Genomic DNA, 24,973 nt, shown 5'->3' with positions numbered 1-24,973 from the left:
CTCTCTCTCTCTCTCTCTCTCTCTCTCTCTAACATAATAACGCTACTTACAAACATTTTAACGTTTGTAAAAGCATTTTTTAGAGGTGTTATTTGCTGAGAGAAAATCATATTGTATTAAAAAAGATAAAAGGACAAAAAGAACAAAAGATAAAGGACAAGACTTACATCTTGTACCTGATAACTTGTAGCTAACTAAATCATTCTTCATTTTTGCTCGAAGAATGCAAAGGCAAAAATAGAGGCTTTGTTTTTTAAGCACAAACTTTTAACGATAAGGCAATGAAGATAGAATTTACACTGCTCACTATTAACTTGTTCTGTTTTTTCGCTTGCACTGAGTAATAATACGGAAATTATTCGTATCTTTGCGCCCGAAAATAAACAACGATACGTTGCGAGTTTGATTCCGAACAAAGCTGCTGTGCTTATCTTTTGGATATTTACTACAGGTAATTATATGATAAGCTATTCCATTCTTGAAGGGTACACGTTTGCATAAAAAACGAAGTGAAAAAATCGCCGGACAAAGACTCATAAACGTGTATTAAATCAAAAAAATGACATTTAAAGAATTGAATTTGAAAGGCGAGATTCTATCAGCTATTGAAGAACTCGGCTACGAACAGCCTATGCCTGTTCAGGAAAAAACCATCCCTTTCGTTTTAGAACAACAAGCTGACTTAGTGGCTCTGGCACAAACAGGTACAGGAAAAACAGCCGCATTCGGGCTTCCTATCCTTAACACTATTGATGTGAGCCGTAAGCAGGTGCAGGCTTTGGTGCTTTCGCCTACAAGGGAGCTTTGCATACAAATAGCGAAAGATTTGAAAAACTACTCGAAAAACATGCGTGGTTTGCGTGTAGTGGCAGTATATGGAGGCGAAGATATCCGCACCCAGTTGAGGCAATTGGACGAAACTCCGCAAATTATCGTAGCCACTCCGGGGCGGCTTATCGACCTTATAGAGCGCGGTAAAGTAGCGTTGAACAATATTGACTTCCTCGTATTGGACGAGGCCGACGAAATGCTCAATATGGGATTTAAGGAAGATATTAAAACCATATTGGAGAAAACTCCGGAAACAAGGCGGACGCTTCTTTTCTCGGCAACTATGCCTAAGGAAATAGCGAACATTGCCCGCCAATACATGAAGAATTTTGAAGAAATCACGATAGGTACCCGCAATTCCGGTTCGGAAAACGTAGAACATATCTATTATATATCGTTGGCAAAGCAACGCTATTTGGTGTTGAAACGTATTGTCGACCTCAATCCTGATATTTATGGTATTGTTTTCTGCCGTACACGTCAGGAAACAAAAGAAGTTGCGGAGAAACTGATGCAAGACGGATATAATGCAGACGCGCTGCATGGCGACTTGTCGCAAGCACAGCGTGATACTGTGATGCAGAAGTTCCGTATCCGTAATATACAGTTGCTTGTAGCGACGGATGTTGCTGCACGCGGATTGGATGTGAGCGACTTAACGCATGTGATAAATTACAATCTGCCTGATGATACTGAGGTGTACACACACCGCAGCGGACGTACGGGGCGGGCTAATAAGAGCGGTATCTCTGTTTCTATCATCCACTCCAAAGAGAAGTTCAAAATCAAAGACCTCGAACGTATGTTGAAAAAGTCGTTCAAGCAGCTTCCTATCCCTAACGGGCTGGAAGTGTGCAAGAAGCAACTTTTCCATCTGATTGACCGGATGCAACAGGTTGAAGTGAATGAAGAGCAGATTGCACCTTATATGGAGCAAATAATGAAGCAGTTGGAATATCTTGAAAAAGAAGAAATACTGAAACGATTTGTGTCGCTTGAGTTCAACCGCTTCTTGGAGTATTACAAAAATGCTGACGACCTTAATGTAGTGGAACAATCGAGAGATAGGGGTGAAAGAGGCGAAAGAGGTTCGGAACGTGGAAAAAGAGGGACTAAAACAGGCGAAAAAACCCGCTTGAAAATGAATATGGGTAATCAGGAGGGGATAACTCCGCGTCGCCTGCTTGGTATTATCAATGATTTTACCAATGATAAGTCTATCAGTATCGGCTCTATCGAAGTTACCAATAAATTCACATTTTTCGATGTTTATTCGGACCAAGTAAAACAACTGCTCAACGCTTTCTCCAATCAAAGTGAAGTGGTTGTGGTAGAAGCTAAAGGAAGCCGTTCGTATGACGACCGCCGTCCGGCAAAGAGAAATACACAAGGTAGCTGGGGTGAGAGAAGTCGTGGCGACAGAAAAAGGACGCACTATGGTAACGAATCGGCAAATCAAGACAAACCGTGGCGCAAAGGACGTGAAAGAAGCAATGTGGGTTCGAGAAAAAAGTAAATAGGTATTGCTATATATCAAAATGAAGAAGGTGTCGCATAAGTAGATGCCTTCTTTGTTGTATCAAGAGGGTGTTTGTTGAATAAACGGTGGCGAAACATCTTATCGAAAACTGCTTGCGAAAATTTATGGGCTTTGTTTTTTGATAATCAAATAATTTTCATACCTTTGCAAGCTCAAAAATAAATTTATTTTATCATTAACACTAAAAAGGTAAAAACAGTATGTTAAACCATTATGAAACCGTTTTCATTTTAACTCCCGTTTTGTCTGATGTTCAGATGAAGGAAGCGGTAGAAAAGTTTAAAGCCGTTTTGACAGAAAACGGTGCGACTATTACAAATGAAGAGAATTGGGGGCTGCGTAAATTAGCTTATCCTATTCAAAAAAAATCGACAGGGTTCTATACATTGCTTCAATTTGATGCAGACCCTTCAGTAATTGCGAAACTGGAAATTCAGTTCCGTCGCGACGAACGTGTACTTCGTTTCTTAAATTTCCGTTTGGATAAATATGCTTACGAGTATGCAGAAAAAAGAAAAGGTATTAAATCAAAAGCAGAAGTAAAGGAGGACTAAGACATGGCAAACAACAATGGTGAAATCAGATATTTGACTCCTCCAACAGTGGATGTCAAAAAGAAAAAATACTGTCGTTTCAAAAAAAGCGGTATTAAATACATCGATTATAAAGATCCTGAATTCTTGAAAAAATTCTTGAACGAGCAAGGTAAGATTCTTCCTCGCCGTTTGACTGGTACTTCATTGAAATTTCAGCGTCGTGTAGCTCAGGCAGTAAAAAGAGCACGTCATTTGGCGTTACTTCCTTATGTAACCGATATGATGAAATAATTTTTTAACAAGGAGGAAAAAAGTATGGAAATTATATTGTTAGAAGATGTAACTAACTTGGGTTACAAAGGAGATGTCCTTAAAGTAAAAGATGGCTATGGTAGAAATTACCTGTTGCCACAAAAAAAGGCTGTATTAGCTACAGAATCGGCTAAAAAACGTTTGGCTGAAGATATGAAACAACGTGCTCATAAATTGGAACGTATCAAGAATGATGCGCAGGAATTGGCTGAAAAACTGAAAGATGTAAAACTAACAGTCGGAGCTAAAACCAGTACTACAGGTAAAATTTTTGGTGCAGTTGGTCCTATCCAGTTGGCCGATGCTTTTGAAAAAGCAGGATACAATGTTGACCGCAAGGTTATTGTGTTGAAAGAGCCTGTAAAAGAAGTAGGTTCATATGTTGCTACATTAAAACTTCACAGAGAGGTTACAGCAGAAGTGCCTTTTGAAGTAGTAAGCGAATAATAAGCACAAAGCTAAATATAAAAAGAAACTCCCGGTATGAAAATTCATATCGGGAGTTTCTTTATTACGTATGTTTGGGGGAGACATCTACTTGTGTTTCTTTAGCAACTCTTCTAGTCTGAATAGTTCGTCGCGTAATTGAGCAGCTTCGATAAATTCCAGTTTTTTGGCGGCTTCCTGCATCGCCTTTTTAGTTTTAGCAATGGCTTTTTCCAATGCTGTGGGCGACATGTATTTTACTACCGGGTCGGCTGCTATGTCTACCCTTTTTTCTGTTTCAACATAGGCTTTCGGCTCAGCTTTCATTAGTATATTGCGGTCGCCTTTCACAATGGCTTTCGGAGTAATGCCGTGTTCCGCGTTATAAGCTAACTGTTTTTCTCTTCGCCTGTTGGTCTCATTTATTGTTTTCTCCATACTGTCGGTAATAGTGTCGGCATACATTATTACCATTCCGTTCAGGTTTCGGGCAGCACGTCCGGCTGTTTGTGTTAATGAGCGGTGCGAGCGAAGGAAACCTTCTTTGTCGGCATCGAGTATGGCAACTAAAGAAACTTCGGGTAAATCAAGCCCTTCGCGAAGCAGATTGACACCGACCAAAACGTCGAAGTTTCCACGCCGCAAATCTTCCATTATTTGTACCCTGTCCAGCGTGTCCACATCGGAGTGTATGTAATTACTCCGAACGTTCATCTTACGCAGATAATCGTCCAGCTCCTCAGCCATTCGTTTTGTCAGGGTGGTAACCAGAACTCTTTCATCCTTTTCGGTACGCAGAATTATTTCTTCCAATAGGTCGTCTATCTGGTTGAGGCTTGGGCGTACTTCAATAATAGGGTCTAACAATCCGGTGGGGCGAATGAGCTGGTCTACAACGATTCCTTCCGATTTTTCAAGTTCGTAATCGGCCGGAGTTGCGCTGACGTAGATAGTTTGTGGTGTCAGTTCTTCAAATTCCTCGAATTTCAAAGGCCTGTTGTCTCTTGCTGCCGGAAGCCTGAAGCCGTATTCCACCAGATTTTGTTTTCGGGCAGCATCGCCGCCATACATTGCTCGTATTTGTGGGATAGTAACGTGGCTTTCGTCTATTACCAACAAAAAATCTTTTGGAAAATAATCTAACAAACAGAAGGGGCGGCTTCCGGGTGCACGGCCGTCGAAATAGCGCGAGTAGTTTTCGATACCGGTACAATAACCAAGTTCGCGAATCATCTCTATATCGTAGTTCACACGTTCGTAAATACGTTTAGCTTCGTAATCTTTACCTATGGAACGGAAAAACTCAACATGTAGCTGTAAGTCGTGTTCAATTTGTTCGATAGCGCTTGCCGTACGTTCTTTAGATGTTATAAAGATACTTGCGGGGTAAATTTTATAACTGTCAAAGTTTTCGAGTACATGATAATTTACCGGATCGAGGGTTAATATCTCGTCTATCTCGTCGCCCCAGAATATAATGCGTAAAATCACATCGGTATATGCAAGAAAAATATCGACTGTGTCCCCCTTCACTCTGAAATTTCCACGATTCAATTCTATTTCGTTTCGTATGTATAGGCTGTCGATTAAGTTTCGGAGAAAAGCGTTCCGGACAAGTTTTTGCCCTTTTTTTACTTCAATTACACTTCTTGAAAACTCCTCAGGGTTTCCGATACCGTATAGGCAAGATACCGACGAGATAACAATTACATCACGTCGTCCCGAAAGCAAAGACGAGGTGGCAGCCAGCCGTAGTTTTTCAATCTCGGCATTAATAGATAAGTCTTTTTCAATATAAGTATCGGTAGTGGGCATATACGCTTCGGGCTGATAATAGTCGTAATACGAAACGAAATACTCTACCGCATTGTTAGGAAAAAAAGATTTGAATTCGCTATATAGCTGCGCTGCTAAAGTTTTGTTGTGGCTTAAAACTAAAGTAGGGCGTTGAACTTCTTGAACAACGTTTGCAATAGTAAAGGTTTTTCCCGACCCCGTTACACCTAATAAAGTTTGGGAGGGTATGCCTATATTAAGACCCTCAGTCAGTTTTTTTATAGCTTCGGGTTGGTCACCTGTCGGATTATATTCTGATGTAAGTTGAAATGACACTCTTTTTTTGATTAAATAAAGTCTTAGATATTGTTGTGGTTAAAAATAAATATTCATAGTTCTTGCATGTGTTAATTTTCGGCAGTTGGCATTACAATCCATAAAACTATATAAGCAAGTAATCCGGGAAATCCTGCTGAAAAAACCGAAAGTAGAAAATAACCTAACCTGACTAATGTCGGGTCCCATCCAAGATATTCGGCAATACCGGCACAAACGCCGGCAATCATTTGGTTGTTGGAACGTTTTAATTTTTTCGTCATAAATGATACTATTTTGTTTTGGTAAAACTAAGATGATGTCTGTATTACAAATATACGCAATTTATAACAACAATCACGCTCGGTTTTTGTTAATAACAGGTTTTTTGGAATTATTTTTTTTCAAAAAATATTGTTAATCAAATTATTTTTCCGTTATTTGCATAAAATTTGTAAAAACAAAAATTCTTTTAAACAAAAGCCGAATCTCTATTGTTTCATGTTTATAAGATAATGACTAAATTTATAAACAATTAAAAATAAACAATTATGAGCAATTCAAGTTTTGGAAAAGTGGTGCTGGGTTTTTTAGGAGGTGCAGCAGTAGGCGCAGCCTTAGGTGTATTACTTGCCCCGGCTAAGGGTACTGTTACTAGACGAAGAATAGTAAAAACAACCCGCGACATAAGAAATAATGTAACAGATAAGTTGGAAGATCTGGTAGAGTCGGCAGAAGAGATTATCGACGAAATAAAGGATACCGCTTCCGAATTTGTACACGGAAAAGAAGAAGAGCCGAAAGCCCGAAAAACAAGGTAAATTGTATTGGTCGGCTGCTTCTTTAGATAAAGAAAATAGCCATTAGCTCACAACGAACGTTAGGGTGTATCTCTCAATACTCCAAAAATTCTCTCTCAAATTCTAACGGTTGTAGTTAATGGCTTCTCTCTCTCTCAATTAGTGGTAATAATCAAAAATACATTCTACAGTTATGAGACAAAAAAGAGGAAAAGATGAACCGTCTTTTGTCGATACCATTAAAAAATATATTGACCTGAAGGCCGAGTATTATCAACTTGCTTTTGCCGAGAAAGTTTCACTTCTCGTAGGCAAAATTGTATTGCTGATATTTACTGCCCTTTTAAGTTTAGCATTGTTGCTTCTTATGCTTTTGTTGATATATAATTTATTGATGACTTGGATTGATATCCCGTGGCTGGTATCTCTGATAGAGATAGGCTTTATAGGTTTATTGATGCTTATTATGTGGCTCTTCAGGTACAAATTAGTAATCAATCCGGTTGCAAGCTCCATAATCCGGAGTTTGTTAAGCTCGGACGATAAAGAAGAGGAGGACGAAGAAGATGAAGAATAAAAACATAAAGTCGGTATACGACTTAAAACGCAGAAAAGAAAAACTGGTGAAGGAGATGAGTAAATGTGAGGAACAGATGATGGATGATTATTTAGCCCTTACGCAACCAGTTTCTGATGTTATTCATTCTTTTCAGGATAATGAGTTTAACAACGAAGTTCCGCTTCAAGGCGTTTATAAATTGGCATTAAATGCCAAAAGAGTTTTAGATATTGTTCGGTTAGGTGCTTCTATTTACAATGATTATAAGAAGTGATACTTTGAGCTAATAAACTAAAACTACCCCGTATATAATAAACTACCCGGATTTTAATGCTACAGGCATTAAAATCCGGGTAGTTTGTTTTTTGAATCCGTTTTAGTTTTTACCGAAAACAGATTATAAGCTCTTGGATAATAAAAATTGATAATGTCTGTTCGATTAACTTTATAAAAAGTTATTTGTTTCCATTCTTTATGTTATTTTTGATGCAAAAGTTTTTTCGCTTTCATTAAATTCAATCCCCCAGATGAAAATTAATTGTTTTGTTCCTTTTCAGAGTATCGGGCAAGTAAGTGCGACGGTAAAGTCGCTTCGGAAATCGGAGCTTGTTAAAAATGTATTTTTACTGTCGGACAAGGAGTGTCCCGATACCTTCGAAGGTTGTGATGTTATTCGTATAGATTCGCTTGCTTCTACTGCAACTGTAAAAGCTATGGCAGAGAAGGCTGATGCTGCTTTTACACTTGTATATACCAAATGTGATGAGTTGAGTTTCGGGATGTTTGCTTTGGAGCGTATGGTGAGGATAGCGGAAGACTCAGGGGCAGGCATGGTGTATAGCGACCATTATAAAATAAAGGAAGGCAAGAGAGCAAACAATCCTGTTATTGCTTATCAGAAGGGAAGTTTGCGGAATGATTTTGATTTTGGGTCGGTATTGCTTTACAATACCTCGATGCTAAAAAAAGCGGTGTCCGGTATGGATACAGAGTATAAACATGCCGGTTTGTACGACCTTCGGCTTAAAGTGTCGCAGTGTTCGGAGCTTGTGCATATCAACGAATATCTATATACCGAGATAGAGAATGATACACGCAAAAGCGGCGAAAAGATGTTTGATTACGTCGACCCAAGAAACCGAGCTGTGCAGGTTGAAATGGAGCAGGTGTGTACCGACCACCTGAAAAAGATAGGGGCTTATTTGCGTCCCGAATTTGAAAAGGTAGATTTTAGCAAGGCAAATTTTGAATACGAGGCTTCGGTCATTATTCCTGTTCGCAACCGTGTGCGTACTATAGCAGATGCTATCAGGTCGGTATTGACCCAAAGAACCACCTTTAAGTTCAACCTGATAGTTGTAGATAATTATTCAACAGACGGTACAACCGAGAAGATACGTGAATTTTCGGATGATAAGAGATTGATACACATTATCCCCGAATATAAAGACTTGGGGATAGGAGGTTGTTGGAATACGGGTGTGTTTCATCCCGAGTGTGGAAAATTTGCCGTTCAGTTAGATAGCGACGATGTATATTCCGGCGACGATACCTTGCAGAAAATAGTGGATGCGTTTTACGAGCAAAATTGTGCTATGGTGGTGGGGAGCTATATGCTTACCGACTTTAATATGCAGATGATACCTCCGGGAGTTATCGACCACAAGGAGTGGACACCGGAAAACGGAAGGAACAACGCGCTGCGCATCAATGGACTTGGTGCGCCGCGGGCATTTTACACCCCTTTGTTGCGTGAGATAAAAGTGCCTAATACGAGCTATGGCGAAGATTATGCCTTGGGCTTGGCATTCTCTCGTCAGTATCAGATAGGGCGCATCTACGATGTCTTGTATCTGTGCCGGCGTTGGGAGGAAAACTCAGATGCTTCGTTAGATATAGAAAAAATGAACTCCCACAACACCTATAAAGACAGGCTCCGTACTTGGGAAGTGGAAGCGAGAATTGCGCTGAATAAAAAGTAAGTCAGAGAGAGCTAAATGTAGTTAGATATTATCTTCAGTCTCGTAACTTGTAACTCGTAACTCGTAACTATTCATAATGAATCATATAAATTCGGATGATATAAAAAGGCTTTTTCACAGTCAGGTGGACGATTGGGCTTTAGCCTGTCAGAATTATGATGCGCTTAAGCGAGTTCAAACAAAAAAATTTTGTTTCGGAGATTTTTCTGTTTATGTGCAATTTAACCCAGCGCGTATGGTATCAAGTGCGGCAAAGGTTGACGAGAAAACTATTAAAGAACGGAAATGCTTCTTGTGCCCAGCCAACCTCCCTGCCGAACAGAAAGGAATCCCAATAGGGCGCGGCTATCAGGTTTTAGTCAATCCCTTTCCGATATTTCCTATGCACTTTACCGTGCCGTGTCTGAACCATCTCGACCAACTGATAGAAAATCGTTTCGTCGATATGCTCGATTTTGCGAAAAGTATGGATGAATTTATCGTGTTTTACAATGGACCGAAATGCGGGGCTTCCGCACCCGACCACATGCATTTTCAGCTTGGTAGCAAGGGGTTTTTACCGGTGGAGAAAGATGTGAAAAATGTTTCCCGAAGATATATTTATCAGCAAGGTGGCTTATCGTTATATACTTTGGATAAATACTTACGCAATGTATTTGTCGTCGAATCGAGCGACAGAGAGCAGATAATGCAGCTTTTTAGCCGCATTTATTCTCTGCTGACGATAAAAAAAGATGATAAAGAACCTATGCTCAATATAGTAACTTGGTACGAAAGCGGTAAATGGATTTGCTGTATATATCCGAGGGAGGTTCATCGTCCCAAAGCCTTTTTTGCAGAAGGGGATGATAACATCCTTCTAAGTCCGGGAACTGTAGATATGGGAGGGATTTTTATTACTCCGCAAGAAAAAGACTTTATAAAAATAACAGCTGAAGATATTCAGAAGATACTGAAAGAAGTCAGTATCAGTGATGAGAAAATGTTGAAAATAACAGCTATTCTTCAAAATACGAAGCTCGTCTCACGGGATTTGTAATCCCGTGATTTATTAACTGCGGATTTTAAATCCGCTATTAGAGCATCATCGGATTGCAAATCCGATGAGACAGAGTAATATAATTCGTAAAAAAGCTGATTAGAGTTAAATTAAAACAACCTTTAACAAACAAAAATGGGTTTATGTTATACATTAGGCGTAAAGCGGACTTAAAGCCGCTATACGCCCCTACTGTATAGCGAATTGGAGCGCTTGTCGAGTAAAATGAGCATATAACATAATTTCGATAGTATACTTATATCCAAATCTATCTTATTCCCCTCTCCTTAAGGAGAGGGGTAAGGGGTGAGGTCATAAAGGAAAATATGCGTTAACAAGTTAAACTTAACAGGTATTCTTCAAAATACGAAATGATGATAAATAAAGAAACGGAACCAGCTATAACAGTCGGGATAATTTCGAACGAAAGAATACACTTTGTTCTGAATGAAGGATATTGTTTTCGAGATAAAGCCATAAGCGGGGAAAATTCTGTATGTGTCAAGGACGGACAAATACAGTGGAATGGAGAATTGTACGATGTTTTACAATTTGAAGCTCAAAGCGAGCTGTCATCTTTTACGATAAAAAATGTAGTGATAGGAATCAATTTCCATTGGGAGCGTAAGGAAAACCAGACTTTTCAAGGCTCTTTAAAGTTCATTGTTGAGGATGATAAAATAAGGGCGATAAATATCATAAGCACAGAAGACTACCTGACGAGCGTCATATCATCAGAAATGAGTGCAACGGCTTCGTTGCAACTACTTAAAGCGCATGCTGTTATTTCCCGAAGCTGGCTTCTGTCGCAAATAGAAAAAAGAAAATCCGTAGCACAAAAAAAATTGAAGAATACTTTTGTCGAAACAGCATCTGAACGCATACGCTGGTACGACAGGGAAGACCACACCGGCTTTGACGTATGTGCTGACGACCATTGCCAGCGTTATCAGGGAATCAGCCGGACTTTTGCTAACGCCGATAAAGTGAAGCAAGCTGTAGAAGAAACGAGAGGCGAGGTGTTGACTTACGAGGGTGAAATATGCGATGCCCGTTTTTCAAAATGCTGTGGCGGTGTGACGGAGGAATTTCAAAACTGCTGGGAAAATAGAAAATATCCTTATTTAGTGAAATTGCGGGATAACGAGAATAACAATAGTTTCCCTGACTTAACAATAGAAAAAAATGCTGTCAGTTGGATAAAAGAACGCCCTATAGCATTTTGCAACACAACGGATGAACGAATCTTATCACAGGTGTTGAATAACTACGACCGTGAAACTACCGATTTTTATCGTTGGAGGGTTTCATATACTCAGAAGGAGTTGTCAGAATTAATAAAAGAGCGTTCGGGAATTGATTTCGGCACTATTCTGGATTTAATTCCTGTGGAGCGGGGAACTTCCGGTCGCATTGTCCGGCTGAAGGTTGTTGGTACAAAGCATGAGATGATTATAGGCAAAGAGCTTGAAATAAGGAGGATGCTTTCGCACTCACATCTGTATAGTTCGGCTTTTTGTGTGGAGAAGACAGGGGATGATTTTATCTTTCACGGCGCAGGCTGGGGGCATGGTGTAGGGCTTTGCCAGATAGGAGCGGCCGTGATGGGAGAAACGGGCTATAACTATGATGAAATTCTCCTGCATTATTATACCGGTGCTGAAATCGAAAAGATATACTAAAGAGGGGAAAGGTGAAAGTAAAAAGGAGAAAGGAGAAAGGTAAAAGTAAAAAATATGAATTAAGCATAAAACCATAGATAATAGGCTATTGATTGTTAACTTTTAATTATAATCTTATGCAAAAGAAAAAACGCTCGCCGTGGGCATGGATTCCTTCGTTGTATTTAGCCGAGGGGCTACCTTATGTTGCTGTAAATACTATATCTGTCATTCTGTTCAAGCGTTTAGGTGTTTCCAATGCCGATATTGCACTTTATACCAGTTGGCTTTACCTTCCGTGGATTATCAAGTTTTTCTGGAGTCCTTTTATCGACCTGCTGAAAACCAAGCGTTGGTGGATTGTGAGCATGCAGTTGCTTATCGGAGCCGGCTTTGCGGGCATTGCGTTTGCTATACCTGTGCCGTTTTTCTTTCAGGCAACGCTTGCTTTTTTCTGGTTGCTGGCATTCAGTTCGGCAACGCACGATATAGCAGCCGACGGATTTTATATGCTGGCTTTGGATACCAACTCGCAGGCAAAATTTGTCGGAATCCGTAGTACGTTTTATCGTATTGCGACTATCTTCGGGCAAGGGGTGCTTATCATCCTTGCAGGGGCGTTGGAGGATGCTACAGGTCTGGAGCCTTTAAACTTAAAAATAGAGGCGTCGCCGCAATACTCCCAATCGTCTTTTTATATACCGAAGGTGGACGTAAGCCACACCGAAGGAGAACTTCACTTTGTTACAGCACAGGAAACCCTGCAAATAGCAACTAACAATGTGGATAAAGACAGTCTGCAAGCGTTTCTTGATAGCATTGATGCGCTTAACTATGCAAATGGCTTTTATTCCAACGACAAATCGTCAAAAGACAAAGATAAAAAAGAAGGCTGGTGGACGGTTGCTGTCTCGAAGCCTTTGGGCAGTTGGATAAAAAATAATTTCGGCGAAGAACGTGTTACGCACGATTCGGAACATGCCGGAAATGTGGGAGTACTTGCCGTATGGCTCTCCAAAAGCCCCGAAGAAGGTAAGACTGTAGTGCTGAACACTTCCATGAGCAAAGGTGATAAAAGTATTTCGTTAGCAATGGGAGAGCGTCTTACTTTTGACGAAAGTAACTGGAACAAACCTGCTTATATGGTTTTTCGCTTAGACCCTAAGCTGGCGGAGTATTCCGCCGCCGAGTATCGGGGCTTATCGGGCAATATTCCTTTTTCGTGGTCTGTAGTGTTTTTCATATTGGCAGGATTGTTTATTGCGTTTGGTTTTTACCATAAGGTGTTTTTACCGAAGCCTGAATCCGACTTGCCGGCTACGCACGTTACAGCCCGAAGCATATTGAAAGATTTCGCGCTGACATTTGTCAGTTTCTTCAAAAAGCCGGGAGTAGGGCGGGCGGTATTCTTTATGCTGGCCTACCGATTTTCCGAAGCTCAGGCGTTGAAGTTGGTCAATCCTTTTCTGCTCGATTCGCGCGATGTGGGAGGATTAGGGCTTACTACCGGACAGGTAGGGGTTGCTTATGGCACGGTTGGTATCATTGCGCTTACTATAGGGGGCATTATCGGGGGGTATGCCGCTTCTAAGGGAGGGTTGAAAAAATGGCTCTGGCCGATGAGCCTGAGCATGTTGCTGCTTACCGTTGTGTTTGTTTTCCTTAGTTATACGCAAACCGATAATCTTTTTGTGATTAATCTTTGTATTTTTATAGAGCAGTTTGGCTACGGATTTGGATTTACGGCGTATATGCTTTACCTGATGTATTTTGCCGATGGCGAGCACAAAACGTCGCATTATGCAATATGTACAGGGCTGATGGCGTTTGGCATGATGATACCCGGCATGTTTGCAGGATGGCTGCAAGAGCAGTTAGGATACAATCATTTTTTCATTTGGGTGATGATATGCGTTGTAGTGCCTGTAATTGCAATCTCATTGCTTAAGATTGACCCCGAATATGGCAAGGCGAAAAAAGCTACCGGTGATTAGCTGTTAGTTACCGGTAATATATGTGAATTAATGGTTGGATATAGGCTGTCTTGTTTAACGCCGCAGGCGTGAGATTATGCATAACCGCGGGTGTAGCGAAGCGAAACCCGTGGAAAATGCCACATCCCATATCCAAAGCCCCGCAGGGGCGGCATTATTTTCTTTCTTTATAATCTCGCCCCTGCGGGGCTAATATTTTAATTGTTCAACCTTTAATTCACATAATGTAGAAAAAATAAAAAGTCAAAAGAACAGTAACGAGTAGTAAAAACTGAAAAAATATCTCGCTACTCACTACTCACTACTCACTACTTTTAATATGTCCGGCATCTATATACATATTCCGTTTTGTAAAACCAAATGCAGCTATTGCGATTTTTACAGTGCTGTATCGGCTCAGTACATTTCTGCTCTTGTCGACACTATAGGCAGGGAGTTGAAATTAAGAGAAAATTACTTGCCGGATAAAAAAATCGGTACAATTTATTTTGGTGGCGGTACTCCCAGCTTACTGGAAAAGAAATACTTTGAGCAAATTTTTGATACGATTTACGGCTTGTATCAGGTTGACGAGAATGCAGAGATTACTTTCGAGGCAAACCCCGACGATTTAACCCCCGCCTATTTGGAGGGTCTCCGCTCTTTGCCATTCAATAGGGTAAGTATAGGAATACAATCGTTTGACGATGCTGATTTGCAACGGCTTAACAGGCGTCATACAGGCGCAGAAGCATTACAAGCCGTAAAAAATGCACAGCAGGCAGGATTTGATAATATCAGTATCGACCTTATTTACGGCTTGCCTTACCAAGCCTTGCAAGCGTGGGAAAAACAGTTGGATACGGCATTGGGTATGGGTGTGCAGCATATTTCGGCTTACGGGCTTACTTATGAGGAAGGAACTCCTATATGGAAACGCCGTGAAAGCAGGGAGATACAAACTGTGGACGATGATACTATGACGGATATGTACCGTTTATTGCTCGACAAAACAGGAAAGGCAGGTTTCAAGCAGTATGAAATATCCAACTTTGCGTTGCAGGGCTGCCGTTCAAGGCATAATTCTTCTTATTGGAAACAAATACCTTATATCGGTTTAGGCCCTTCGGCTCACTCTTTTGACGGAACATCAAGACAATGGAATGTAAATTCTATCAAAGAATATATTAGCGAAATTTCTGAAAACCGTATTCCTGCCGAGCGTGAGGAACTCTCGCTCTCAGAACAATACAACGATTTTGTAATGGTATCGTTGCGGACTACGGACGGGCTTAATGTTTGTGAATTGGAAGCCAGATTTGGGGCTGATTTCAAAAGATTTTGTTTACAAAACATAAAAACGTTTATCGAAGCAGAAAAGGCAGACTATTCAGATAATGTAATCCGTTTAAATACAGATGGTTTTCTTGTATCGGATATGATAATAGCCGAATTGATGAAAGTGTGATACAAATCGACATACTTTTCAAAAACGCATCTCTTTTATTTTGTTCATTTAGCCCGCTAAAATCACAAAATAAATCCAAAATTTTTCTAAAAAATCATCATAATTTACTTTGCGGGATAAATTTAAACAGACTCTTGAAATAAAGTGCTATTTTTGTGGTTTAAACAAAAATGAACCCTCAAATTCATAGCAAACTTATTTTTTTAAGTCTCCCGTGCTGAAATATGAAAAAAACAAAAAATAGCCGCCGTGTTTTCTTTCTCGTCTTCTGGTCGGTAATATTAGTAGGAATACTAACTGCCGTTATGATTTTCGTATCTATAAACAAAGGTTGGATTGGTTATCTGCCTCCTTTGGACGAGCTGCAAAATCCGAAAAACAAGTATGCTACCGAACTATACTCCTCGGATATGAAGGTTTTAGGGCGTTACTACATAAGCGAAAACCGTGTAGGAGTGTCGTACAACGAAATTTCGGAAAATGTAATCGAGGCTTTGGTGGCTACTGAAGATGCGAGGTATTATGACCACTCGGGGGTTGATGCTAAGGCCTTAGGACGTGCCATAATACTTACCGGGATAATGGGAAAAAAGAGCGCAGGGGGTGGTAGTACCATTACACAGCAACTTGCCAAGCAATTATATTCTCCCCGCACTGACGGATTTATTGAACGTATGCTCCAAAAGCCGATTGAGTGGGTGATTGCCGTGAAGTTGGAAAAGCTATACAGCAAAGAGGAAATCATAGCGATGTATCTCAATCAGTTTGATTTTTTGTACAATGCGGTAGGAATAAAGTCGGCTGCACAGGTCTATTTCAATACCACTCCCGATAAACTGACTGTAGAACAAGCGGCTACGTTAATCGGGATGTGTAAAAATCCCTCGTTGTACAACCCTGTAAGGTACAATGAGCGTTCGATGGGTCGGCGCAATGTGGTGCTTAACCAGATGGTAAAGGCCGACTATCTTACCGAGCATGAGTATGATTCATTAAAACTACTGCCTCTGGATTTGGATTTCAGGCGTCTGGACCATAATGTGGGGATAGCCCGTTATTTCAGGGAGTATCTGCGCGGAGTTCTTACTGCAAAAAACCCTCGCGAATTGAGCTATGCATCGTGGCAAAAACAAAAATACGAAGATGACCTTTGGGAGTGGGAAAACAATCCGCTATACGGATTTTGCAATAAAAACCGTAAGGCCGACGGTAGCCCTTATAACATCTACACAGATGGGTTGAAGATTTATACTACCATCGACTCGCGCATGCAGCAATATGCCGAAGAAGCTGTATTGGAGCATATGAAAGAGATTCAGAAAGACTTTACCAAAGAAAAGAAAGGTTTGAGAAACGCTCCTTTTTCCAGAGACCTTACAGATGCTGAGGTTAACACCATTATGCGCCGTGCGGTACAACAGTCTGATTACTACTGGAAATTGAAACATCAGAAAAAATCGGAACAGGAGATTGAAAAGATATTCAATACCCCAAGAGAAATGACTGTTTTTTCTTATAACGGAAGCATTGATACGGTTATGACCCCACTCGATTCTATCCGTTACCATAAGTTTTTCCTGCGTTGCGGGATGATGTCGGTCGACTCGCGCAATGGGCATGTGAAGGCATACGTTGGAGGCACTGATTATAACTGGTTTAAGTACGATATGGCAACGATGGGACGGCGTCAGGTAGGTTCTACTATAAAACCGTTTTTGTATACACTTGCAATGGAAGAAGGCATGAGCCCCTGCGACGAAGTGATTAACGATTCGATAACTTTGATAAACGAATATGGAAAGCCGTGGACGCCCCGAAACGATTCAAAAGCCCGTGTGGGCGAGCGTGTGACTTTGCGCTGGGGGCTTGCCAATTCGAACAACTGGACATCGGCATACTTGATGAGCCTTTTTGCGCCGCAATCATTTGTGAATTTGTTGCGTTCGTTTGGGGTACGTGGCGAAATCGACCCTGTTTATTCCTTGGCATTGGGCACTTGCGATATTTCGGTGAAGGAGATGGTAGGTGCATACACCTCGTTCCCCAATAAGGGTATCAGAACTGAACCACTGTATGTAACCCGCATAGATGATGTAAATGGAAATAACATCATGACATTCACTCCTCAGATGCAGGAAGTATATAGCGAAGCCACATCGTACAAAATGATTTCGATGTTGCAAAATGTGATTGATTATGGTACAGGAAGGCGGGTGCGTCGGATATATGGTTTGAGGATGCCTATGGGAGGAAAAACAGGAACTACCCAAAACCACTCCGACGGTTGGTTTATGGGTTTCACACCTAAACTGGTTTCCGGCGTATGGGTTGGGGGCGAAGACCGCTCCATCCGTTTCGACCGTATAACCGAAGGGCAGGGGGCTAGTATGTCGCTTCCGATTTGGGCTATTTATATGAAAAAGGTATTGAACGACCCAGAGTTGGAATATACCTTCAGCGATGAGTTTGATATGCCGAGCGATTATAACCCGAATGCCGGATGCCGTTCGGATGATTTATAAAAAGGTTTTTGTCTGAATTAGACATTTTTACTAATATTTTTATCACTTTTCCCCTCCAATACAAATAGATGATAAAAAATAAACAAGTAGCAGAAAAGAATGTAAATGTAAAAGGCTCCCTTAAAAGATTTAAAGGAGTACTGATATTCTTTTTCTTATTTCAAGGAGTTTGTTTTGCCCAATGGAATACCGACCGTATTATGACCATTGGGCGGAATGCGCTTTATTTTGAAGATTACGTGCTTGCTATCCAGTATTTTAATCAGGTTATTGCTGTAAAACCTTATTTGGCAGAGCCTTATATGTTCAGGGGAATGGCCAAAGCGCAACTGGGAGATTATCAGGGTGCGGATAATGACTGTTCCGAGGCTATAGCCCGTAATCCGTTTATACCTCAGGCGTATTACACCAGAGGCTTTGCACGCCGCAAACTTGGATACAACAAAGAAGCTGTAGAGGATTTCACCAAAGCACTTGAGTTCAGTCCTAACAGCGGTTTTTTACTTCTAAACAGGATGGATGCGCTTGCCAACTTGGAGGAATACGAATTGTCGTTGAAGGATTTGGAAGAGTACATGCGGACTAATCCCAAGGTGACGGAATTGTATTATGAAAAAGGACGTTTGCAACTGGCTCTGAAAGATACTGTGGGGGCGGAGCAAACGTTTAACCAGTTTGTGAAAATAGATAAGAAGAATAGCCTGGCGTGGAGTGCCCGCGCGTTGTTGCACCTGCAAAAAAATGATTTGGATGCAGCCCTTGCCGATTATAACGAAGCTATCAAGCTGAAATCAACATTCAGCGGCGACTATATCAACCGCGGTATTGTGCATGTGCAGAAAAACAACTTCATGCAGGCATTGAGCGATTATGATACCGCCATCAAGATGGACAGTGATAACACCCTTGCATATTACAACCGGGCTTTGCTTCGTGCCAACTTGGGCGATACAAATAATGCGCTCGACGATTTGAAAACAGTTATAAAGCAGGATTCTACCTACATGGAAGCCCGCCTGCGTAAAGCGTCGCTCGAATATGAAACAGGCAATTACAGAGAATCTGTCAACGACTATAAAATTATCATCAATAAATATCCTGATTTCATTCCGGCTTATATGGGCATAGCTTATGCGGAGAAGGCATTGGGCAACAATGCAGCGTCGCAAACGTATGCTGAAAAGGGGCGTGATATTGAAGAAAGACTGGAAAAAGAAAGGAAGCAGGGAAGGAAAAAAGAAGAGATAATAACAGCCGATAATAAAATTGAAGATAAGGGGCAAAAGGGTGCTTCGAGCCGCCGTACCGAAATGTTCAACCGCTTTACGGCACAGAATATGGAGCGTGCCGAAAAAGAATCGAAATACTCCAGCGACACCAGAGGTACGGTTCAGGACAGATATACCGACTTGGTGAGCGAACGAAACTTCGTTTTGAACTATTATGCAAAAAATGATGAGTTGCGCAGGACAAATTATTATCATCCGCTTATCGACCTGTATAATAAAGAGAAAAAACTTAGTTCGCTCCTTAAAATAACGAACAACGAAATACCATTGACCGAAGATTTGGTCAAAATGCACTTTGACGCTGTAGATGAAATATCGTCGCAACTGACCACAGAAACAAATGATGCGGATATTTTCTTCAACAGGGCGACGGAATTTGCTCTGGTACAGGATTTTACCAACTCTATCAACGACCTGAATAAAGCTATTCTGCTTCGTCCCGATTTTGTGCTGGCTTATTTCAGCCGTGCCAATATCCGTTATAAGCAGATAGAATATACAAACAATGCGGAAGAAGATATTGCGGCGGCAGACAAGGAGCGTAAGAAAGCGAACGAAAAGCAATATAATTTTGACGCTGAGATGATCATGCGCGATTACGATAAGGTTATTGCTTTAGCGCCCGATTTTCAGTTTGCATACTTCAACAAAGCAAATGTGCTGGCTACTTTACAGGATTACCGGAGTGCCGTATCTTACTATACACGCGCTATTGATATTGATGCGGGGTTTGCCGAGGCTTATTACAATCGGGGCTTGGTGTATATGTTTTTAGGCGAAGATACTAAAGGTTTAGCCGACCTGAGTAAGGCCGGCGAACTGGGTATGTATAAGGTTTATAATCTGATACAGCGTTTTAATAGGTAGGTGATTAGGTAAAAGGTAAAAGGAAAAAGGAAAAAGGTGAAAGGGATAAGACACATAAAGGCATGATTAAAAAAGGTCTTTGTTCTTTTGTTCCTGAATTCTGACTCCTGATTTCTGATTTCTGAATTCTGGTTCTTGATTCTTGATTCTTGGTTCTTGGCTCTTGGCTCTTGACTCTAAATTAAATCATATGAAAAAATATACAATTCTTTTTATTCTCGTTTCACTCGGTTTTGCATTGCAGGCACAGCTTTTATGGAAAATAACGGGTAAGAATCTGGAAAAGCCTTCCTACTTGTTTGGAACTCATCATCTCATTCCTATTAGTTTTCTGGATAGCGTACCGGGGCTTTTTCCTGCTTTCAACGAGTGTGATGCTGTAGTGGGCGAGATGGTACTGAATAATATAGATGCCAGTGCTAAAATGATGCAGGTTGCTATCCTTCCTGACGGGGTAACAATGGATAGCTTGTTAAACGTAGATGACTATACATTGGTCGACAATGAACTCAAGGCTATGTTTAAGTTTGGGTTGAAAGAGCTTGGATTGATGAATCCCGCCATTATCCGCACCATGTACGAGTTGGAACTTTATAAGACGAAAACAGGTTTTTCGGAAGACGAGCAGTCCGATTCGTATTTTCAGTTGGTGGGTGCACAGAAGAATAAGAAGATTATAGGCCTTGAGGATATGGATAAGCAAATAAAATTGCTTTTTGGAGACAGGACTCCGGAACAGGAAGCCCTGCTTTTAGTGGAAACCATCAAAAGAAAAGATTTACTATACCAAGAGATGGAAACACTTAATACATTGTACAAAGCGGGAAAGATAAATGAATTAGTCCTGATGGCTAAAGAAAGAGATGAAGACGACCCGCTGGCAATGACCGATGAAGATTATGCACAAATGGTGGACGACCGTAACTTTGATTGGTTGGAAGTGCTGCCCGACTATATGCAGGAACAACCCTGTTTTATAGCTGTAGGCGCATTGCATTTAGGCGGTGAAAATGGGTTGGTAAAACAGCTCCAGAAAAAAGGATTTAAAGTAACGGAATTAAAAGCTAAGAAAAAATAGAATACAAATATGTCTTATTTGAGGAAACCGGATTGGTTGAAAACGCAGTTTAAGAGTGATAAAAATTTTGAGTTGGTAAGCCGTGTTGTAAAAGATAATCAGCTTCATACCATCTGTTCGAGTGGGCGGTGTCCTAATATGTGCGAGTGTTGGAACAAAGGAACTGCCACTTTTATGATACTGGGAGAAATATGTACGCGCGGATGTCGTTTTTGTAATACCATTACGGGGCGTCCTTTGCCGCCTGATGCGTCTGAGCCGCAGAAAGTGGCTGAGTCTATCCGCCTGATGAATCTGAAACACGCAGTAGTAACCTCGGTTACCCGCGATGATTTGTCCGACCAGGGTGCAGCGCAGTGGGTAGAGACAATCCGTGCCATTAAAACAGTGAATCCAAATACTACGTTGGAGGTGCTGATTCCTGATTTTGATGGAAAAACCGAATTGCTCGATTTGGTTATTGCAGAGAAGCCGGATATAATTTCGCACAATTTGGAGACTGTAAAACGCCTTACTCCTGAGATACGTACTAAGGCACGTTATGAAACCAGCCTGCGAGTTTTATCTTACCTTGCATCCCAGCAAGTAGTGGCTAAAACAGGTATTATGCTGGGGTTGGGCGAGACTGAAGAAGAGGTCTTGCAACTGATGGATGATGCTCTTGAAGCGGGTTGCTCCATACTCACTATAGGGCAATATATGCAACCTTCGCGCAAAAACATAGCGGTGAGTGAGTATGTTACGCCTGAAAAATTTGAAGAATACAGATTGCTTGGTTTGCAAAAAGGATTCCGTCAGGTAGAAAGTGCGCCGTTGGTTCGCTCGTCCTATTGTGCCGAGAAACACGTCCTTTAGAAAAACGGTGGGGACTATCCCAAAAGTAAAATAATCAGTCTTGTTACTTTCTAATTATTATCACACAAAATAAAGTAATAAGGTTATTATTGTCAGACAGTATCGGTTACTAAGGTTTTGTTTGAAAATAAGGTTTTTATCAAGCGCCTTATTTTGTGAATAAGTACATTGTCTTAATTAGTTTTTATTTTGTGTCACATAGGTTTAGTTAGTTCACACATAAGTACACATAGTTTATATGTAATTTCTACTGTGTTTCTATGTGTTTTCGTATGTTGTACTATGTGAGCTAAAAATGGCTGACAATTGGCTTATGTACTTTTGGGGCAATTCCTATTCAGAGAAAAAGGTATAAATTTAACACGACAAACTAACCACAGCCTTACTCCGAATAAAAAATCCTCTTTTTATGTCAATTTATCCCCATGCTTATTTTATTCGTAAAATTATCTTTGTGTTGATGTAAATTTTTTTTCTGAAATAAATGAGGTATTATCATGAGAAATAGCATTGTTATTTTATTGACCGCACTGGTTTTATTTTCGTGTACCAAACAAAAAGAAGCCAACGTAGTCCGGTATTCCCAAAAAATGGTGGAGCAACGGGCGTTGAAAACTTTCCTGAGCAACAAAAGGGAGCAGCAACTTGCTACAGCAAAGTGGGATTATGTGCCGGGATTGGTTGCAAATAGCGTATTGAAGGCGTGGCAACAATATCCGGAAAAAACAGAGTATTACGATGTAGTGAAGCAATATGCTGATTTTTGTTTGCAGGGAGACGATACGGTACATGTTGAAAACAGTAATATAGACGACCTTGCAGCCGGAAAAATATTCTTTGCGTTGTATGAGCAGGAGATGAAAAAAGGCAATGTGGAAGATGCCGGGCGTTATAAAAACTGTGTAACTTTTCTACGTAATAAGTTGAAATACCGGCACGAACGGATTGCTTCGGCTAAACCGGGTGCGGGAGGTTTTTTTCATAAGGCAAAATATCCTAATCAGATGTGGCTCGATGGGTTGTATATGGGGCCTGCTCTGTATGCCGAATGGCAGTACCATTTCGGGATGGAGTTGGGCGAAAAAGACAATGCAGAATCGTGGTCTGACATTGCTAACCAGTTCAAAACTATCCATACATACACCTATGATAAAGACAAGGGGTTGAATTACCACGGCTGGAGTGCCGACCCCGAAAATGAAAATTCTTTTTGGGCACGAAAAGAGGAACCATACAGAGGCTGCTCGCCCGAATTTTGGGGGCGTGGCATGGGCTGGTATTTTGCCGCATTGGTTGATGTGTTGGAACTGATGCCTCCGTCGCACGAAGATTACGACGAATTGAAAAGAATAACAAGCGAAGTGGCTTTGGGTTTGTCTCGCTATCAGGACAAGGAATCGGGCTGTTGGTATCAGCTGTTGCAATACGATGCTACAAAAACGGCTAACAATATAGGCGATTTCTATTGTAATAAAATTTATAACGTTTGCGATAAGCCTAACTATTTGGAGTCGTCGGCATCAGGCATGTTTACCTATGCTTACCTGAAAGGAATACGTATTGGCGTTTTAGACGAGGAAGCATATCTCCCTCTTGCCGAAAAAGCCTATAGCGGTTTGCTTAAAACATTTATTCGTGATAATGAAAACGGCGAGTTGGATATAATCCAGTCTTGCGCTTCGGCAGGATTAGGCCCTAAAAATGATATTTCGAGAACCGGTACGGTAAATTATTATCTGTGTGGAAAAGACGTTCACATTACCCAAAACGAAGGTAAAGCCATTGGCCCCTTTATTATGGCCAGCCTCGAATATGAATTGTTGGATCGTTAAGCATATTTTGTGCTTATTTACAAGAAACTAACGAAAAGAAAAAGAGCTTGTCTAAAAAGCAAAATAATCAATTTTGCTACTATCAAATTATTACCGCCCAAAATAAGGTAATAAGGTTATTATTGGCTGACCGTATTAGTTACTAAGGTTATTGGCTGAAAATAAGGTTTTTATCAAGTACTTTATTTTATTGGGAAACCTTAGTAATCGCACAAGTAGGGATAAACCCACCTTATTACCTTATTTTACATTATGAATTGTAATATACAACTACTGACTTATTCGCTTTTTGGACAGCCCCTTTTTTGATATATAATTAGCGGTGTAATTTACTCATCGAGGTTTTTACGGTATTTCTTTGGGACTTTCAGTTTTACAGGTTTGGATTTTTTGCTCATTCTTATATTGAGTGCTTCTACCAGCATCGAGAACCCAATTGCGAAATAGATATATCCCTTTGGTATTTCTACGATCTCTCTTTCGAATATTACTATATGAGCCAAATGTGCCGACTCTACTAATAGCATCACTGCAATCAGCATAAGAAACGATAAAGCCAGCATTTGTATAGTGGGGTGCTCATTTACGAAATTGCTTAACAGGTTAAGGAATAACAACATAATGCCTACAGATAAAACTACGGCGGTTACCATTATAGTCATTGCTCCTACGTGCCCAAAGTCCTTGAAACTTACCATACCTACGGCGGTAAGCACACTGTCGAAAGAAAATACTACGTCCAGCACTACTATTTGTACGACAATACCCCAGAAACTGACTTTTTTCTTATTCTTTTTAACGTTTTCGTCTTTGCCTTCCAGCTTATCGTGTATCTCGGTAACGCTTTTGTAAAGCAGAAACAGTCCGCCCAACAGGATAATAATGCTTTGACCTGTTACCGCGCCGCTAATCCATGAATTGCTGAAAGTAAACAGTGGCTTGGTAAGTTGCATAAGTGCGCTTACGGCAAACAAAAGCCCAATCCGGGTAAACATGGCTAATAGTAAGCCTATTGTCCGTGCTTTTGATTGCTCATTGGGTGGTAATTTGGATGACATGAGGGTGATAAACACAATGTTGTCTACCCCCAAAACTACTTCGAGAAAGGTAAGTGTAAGTAACGCAACCCATGCACTGCCGGATAAGAACGTTTGTAGAATTTCCACCATAAAACTATTTTATTATAAATTCTTTAGTACATGACAAAAAACTGAATAGCAATCAGTAATTTGCTGACATTAAATGATTTTGTTTAAGTTATCTACTTCCTTTTGCCTTGATGCAAAAGGAACAAAAAATCAAGACTGTGCCC

The 24,973-nt window shown here is 40.7% G+C and carries 20 protein-coding genes; 17 read left to right on the top strand and 3 right to left on the bottom strand.

Going from position 1 to position 24,973, the window contains the following annotated elements; all coding sequences use genetic code 11:
• Window positions 1-559 precede the first annotated feature (559 nt).
• The 4 genes from D0T49_RS07960 (at window position 560) to rplI (ending at window position 3,666) form a co-directional block, all read left to right on the top strand.
• The gene (locus tag D0T49_RS07960) at window positions 560-2,347 is read left to right on the top strand and encodes a DEAD/DEAH box helicase (RefSeq protein WP_163630135.1); all 1,788 of its coding nucleotides are present in this window, start codon (window positions 560-562) and stop codon (window positions 2,345-2,347) included.
• Window positions 2,348-2,571: 224 nt separating this feature from the next.
• The gene (rpsF, locus tag D0T49_RS07955; RefSeq protein WP_163630133.1) at window positions 2,572-2,925 is read left to right on the top strand and encodes a 30S ribosomal protein S6; all 354 of its coding nucleotides are present in this window, start codon (window positions 2,572-2,574) and stop codon (window positions 2,923-2,925) included.
• 3 nt (window positions 2,926-2,928) lie between these two features.
• Window positions 2,929-3,198, top strand: a complete 270-nt coding sequence (gene rpsR, locus D0T49_RS07950) for a 30S ribosomal protein S18 (protein ID WP_163630131.1) — start codon at window positions 2,929-2,931, stop codon at window positions 3,196-3,198.
• A gap of 24 nt (window positions 3,199-3,222) precedes the next feature.
• Entirely contained in the window at window positions 3,223-3,666 is a 444-nt protein-coding gene (gene rplI, locus D0T49_RS07945; RefSeq protein ID WP_163630129.1) for a 50S ribosomal protein L9, read from the top strand.
• Window positions 3,667-3,753: 87 nt separating this feature from the next.
• On the opposite strand, the gene uvrB is transcribed toward rplI, so the two are convergent.
• Both uvrB and D0T49_RS07935 read right to left on the bottom strand, forming a co-directional pair.
• The gene (uvrB, locus tag D0T49_RS07940) at window positions 3,754-5,757 is read right to left on the bottom strand and encodes an excinuclease ABC subunit UvrB (protein WP_163630127.1); all 2,004 of its coding nucleotides are present in this window, start codon (window positions 5,755-5,757) and stop codon (window positions 3,754-3,756) included.
• A 71-nt stretch (window positions 5,758-5,828) separates the two neighbouring features.
• Window positions 5,829-6,020 (bottom strand): PspC domain-containing protein, encoded by a 192-nt coding sequence (locus D0T49_RS07935; protein WP_163630125.1) that lies wholly within the window; start codon window positions 6,018-6,020, stop codon window positions 5,829-5,831.
• A gap of 267 nt (window positions 6,021-6,287) precedes the next feature.
• Here D0T49_RS07935 and D0T49_RS07930 point away from each other — a divergent pair, with 267 nt between their 5' ends.
• The 13 genes from D0T49_RS07930 (at window position 6,288) to D0T49_RS07870 (ending at window position 23,661) form a co-directional block, all read left to right on the top strand.
• A complete protein-coding gene (locus D0T49_RS07930) occupies window positions 6,288-6,557 on the top strand; it encodes a YtxH domain-containing protein (RefSeq protein ID WP_163630123.1) in 270 nt (89 codons plus the stop codon).
• Window positions 6,558-6,729: 172 nt separating this feature from the next.
• On the top strand, window positions 6,730-7,113 hold the full coding sequence (locus D0T49_RS07925) for a hypothetical protein (protein WP_163630121.1): 384 nt from the start codon (window positions 6,730-6,732) through the stop codon (window positions 7,111-7,113).
• Window positions 7,103-7,369 carry a hypothetical protein gene (locus D0T49_RS07920; protein ID WP_163630119.1) on the top strand — a complete coding sequence of 89 codons (267 nt, stop codon included), beginning with the start codon at window positions 7,103-7,105 and terminating at the stop codon, window positions 7,367-7,369. Before D0T49_RS07925 ends, D0T49_RS07920 begins: the two co-directional genes overlap by 11 nt.
• A 253-nt stretch (window positions 7,370-7,622) precedes the next feature.
• Window positions 7,623-9,077, top strand: coding sequence for a glycosyltransferase (locus D0T49_RS07915; protein ID WP_163630117.1), 1,455 nt, complete (start codon window positions 7,623-7,625; stop codon window positions 9,075-9,077).
• Window positions 9,078-9,153: 76 nt separating this feature from the next.
• On the top strand, window positions 9,154-10,116 hold the full coding sequence (locus D0T49_RS07910; RefSeq protein ID WP_163630116.1) for a DUF4922 domain-containing protein: 963 nt from the start codon (window positions 9,154-9,156) through the stop codon (window positions 10,114-10,116).
• 371 nt (window positions 10,117-10,487) lie between these two features.
• Window positions 10,488-11,798, top strand: a complete 1,311-nt coding sequence (locus D0T49_RS07905; protein ID WP_239057040.1) for a SpoIID/LytB domain-containing protein — start codon at window positions 10,488-10,490, stop codon at window positions 11,796-11,798.
• A gap of 116 nt (window positions 11,799-11,914) precedes the next feature.
• The gene (locus tag D0T49_RS07900) at window positions 11,915-13,771 is read left to right on the top strand and encodes an MFS transporter (RefSeq protein WP_163630114.1); all 1,857 of its coding nucleotides are present in this window, start codon (window positions 11,915-11,917) and stop codon (window positions 13,769-13,771) included.
• A 319-nt stretch (window positions 13,772-14,090) separates the two neighbouring features.
• Window positions 14,091-15,218, top strand: coding sequence for a radical SAM family heme chaperone HemW (hemW, locus tag D0T49_RS07895; protein WP_163630112.1), 1,128 nt, complete (start codon window positions 14,091-14,093; stop codon window positions 15,216-15,218).
• 224 nt (window positions 15,219-15,442) lie between these two features.
• Entirely contained in the window at window positions 15,443-17,740 is a 2,298-nt protein-coding gene (locus D0T49_RS07890; RefSeq protein WP_163630110.1) for a transglycosylase domain-containing protein, read from the top strand.
• A gap of 68 nt (window positions 17,741-17,808) precedes the next feature.
• Window positions 17,809-19,896, top strand: coding sequence for a tetratricopeptide repeat protein (locus D0T49_RS07885; protein ID WP_163630107.1), 2,088 nt, complete (start codon window positions 17,809-17,811; stop codon window positions 19,894-19,896).
• Between the two features lie 190 nt (window positions 19,897-20,086).
• A complete protein-coding gene (locus D0T49_RS07880) occupies window positions 20,087-20,974 on the top strand; it encodes a TraB/GumN family protein (RefSeq protein WP_163630105.1) in 888 nt (295 codons plus the stop codon).
• 9 nt (window positions 20,975-20,983) lie between these two features.
• Window positions 20,984-21,829, top strand: a complete 846-nt coding sequence (lipA, locus tag D0T49_RS07875; RefSeq protein WP_163630103.1) for a lipoyl synthase — start codon at window positions 20,984-20,986, stop codon at window positions 21,827-21,829.
• Window positions 21,830-22,326: 497 nt separating this feature from the next.
• Window positions 22,327-23,661, top strand: coding sequence for a glycoside hydrolase family 105 protein (locus D0T49_RS07870; RefSeq protein WP_239057039.1), 1,335 nt, complete (start codon window positions 22,327-22,329; stop codon window positions 23,659-23,661).
• A 329-nt stretch (window positions 23,662-23,990) separates the two neighbouring features.
• Here the strand turns inward: D0T49_RS07870 and D0T49_RS07865 are convergent, their stop codons facing one another.
• A complete protein-coding gene (locus tag D0T49_RS07865; protein ID WP_203583447.1) occupies window positions 23,991-24,830 on the bottom strand; it encodes a TerC family protein in 840 nt (279 codons plus the stop codon).
• Window positions 24,831-24,973: the final 143 nt, after the last annotated feature.

Origin of the sequence: Paludibacter sp. 221 (genome assembly GCF_010501035.1) — a bacterium.
Classification (GTDB): Bacteria; Bacteroidota; Bacteroidia; order Bacteroidales; family Paludibacteraceae; genus QVMH01.
The sequence above is the reverse complement of the archived record's forward strand: the minus strand, read 5'-3'. Positions and strand labels throughout refer to the sequence as shown.

What these genes read in the sequence shown, in the direction of transcription:
- D0T49_RS07960 (WP_163630135.1), top strand. Translation starts at nt 560, where the DNA reads ATGACATTTAAAGAATTGAATTTGAAAGGCGAGATTCTATCAGCTATT.
- rpsF (WP_163630133.1), top strand. Translation starts at nt 2,572, where the DNA reads ATGTTAAACCATTATGAAACCGTTTTCATTTTAACTCCCGTTTTGTCT.
- rpsR (WP_163630131.1), top strand. Translation starts at nt 2,929, where the DNA reads ATGGCAAACAACAATGGTGAAATCAGATATTTGACTCCTCCAACAGTG.
- rplI (WP_163630129.1), top strand. Translation starts at nt 3,223, where the DNA reads ATGGAAATTATATTGTTAGAAGATGTAACTAACTTGGGTTACAAAGGA.
- D0T49_RS07935 (WP_163630125.1), bottom strand. Translation starts at nt 6,020, where the DNA reads ATGACGAAAAAATTAAAACGTTCCAACAACCAAATGATTGCCGGCGTT.
- D0T49_RS07930 (WP_163630123.1), top strand. Translation starts at nt 6,288, where the DNA reads ATGAGCAATTCAAGTTTTGGAAAAGTGGTGCTGGGTTTTTTAGGAGGT.
- D0T49_RS07925 (WP_163630121.1), top strand. Translation starts at nt 6,730, where the DNA reads ATGAGACAAAAAAGAGGAAAAGATGAACCGTCTTTTGTCGATACCATT.
- D0T49_RS07920 (WP_163630119.1), top strand. Translation starts at nt 7,103, where the DNA reads ATGAAGAATAAAAACATAAAGTCGGTATACGACTTAAAACGCAGAAAA.
- D0T49_RS07915 (WP_163630117.1), top strand. Translation starts at nt 7,623, where the DNA reads ATGAAAATTAATTGTTTTGTTCCTTTTCAGAGTATCGGGCAAGTAAGT.
- D0T49_RS07910 (WP_163630116.1), top strand. Translation starts at nt 9,154, where the DNA reads ATGAATCATATAAATTCGGATGATATAAAAAGGCTTTTTCACAGTCAG.
- D0T49_RS07905 (WP_239057040.1), top strand. Translation starts at nt 10,488, where the DNA reads ATGATGATAAATAAAGAAACGGAACCAGCTATAACAGTCGGGATAATT.
- D0T49_RS07900 (WP_163630114.1), top strand. Translation starts at nt 11,915, where the DNA reads ATGCAAAAGAAAAAACGCTCGCCGTGGGCATGGATTCCTTCGTTGTAT.
- hemW (WP_163630112.1), top strand. Translation starts at nt 14,091, where the DNA reads ATGTCCGGCATCTATATACATATTCCGTTTTGTAAAACCAAATGCAGC.
- D0T49_RS07890 (WP_163630110.1), top strand. Translation starts at nt 15,443, where the DNA reads ATGAAAAAAACAAAAAATAGCCGCCGTGTTTTCTTTCTCGTCTTCTGG.
- D0T49_RS07885 (WP_163630107.1), top strand. Translation starts at nt 17,809, where the DNA reads ATGATAAAAAATAAACAAGTAGCAGAAAAGAATGTAAATGTAAAAGGC.
- D0T49_RS07880 (WP_163630105.1), top strand. Translation starts at nt 20,087, where the DNA reads ATGAAAAAATATACAATTCTTTTTATTCTCGTTTCACTCGGTTTTGCA.
- lipA (WP_163630103.1), top strand. Translation starts at nt 20,984, where the DNA reads ATGTCTTATTTGAGGAAACCGGATTGGTTGAAAACGCAGTTTAAGAGT.
- D0T49_RS07870 (WP_239057039.1), top strand. Translation starts at nt 22,327, where the DNA reads ATGAGAAATAGCATTGTTATTTTATTGACCGCACTGGTTTTATTTTCG.
- D0T49_RS07865 (WP_203583447.1), bottom strand. Translation starts at nt 24,830, where the DNA reads ATGGTGGAAATTCTACAAACGTTCTTATCCGGCAGTGCATGGGTTGCG.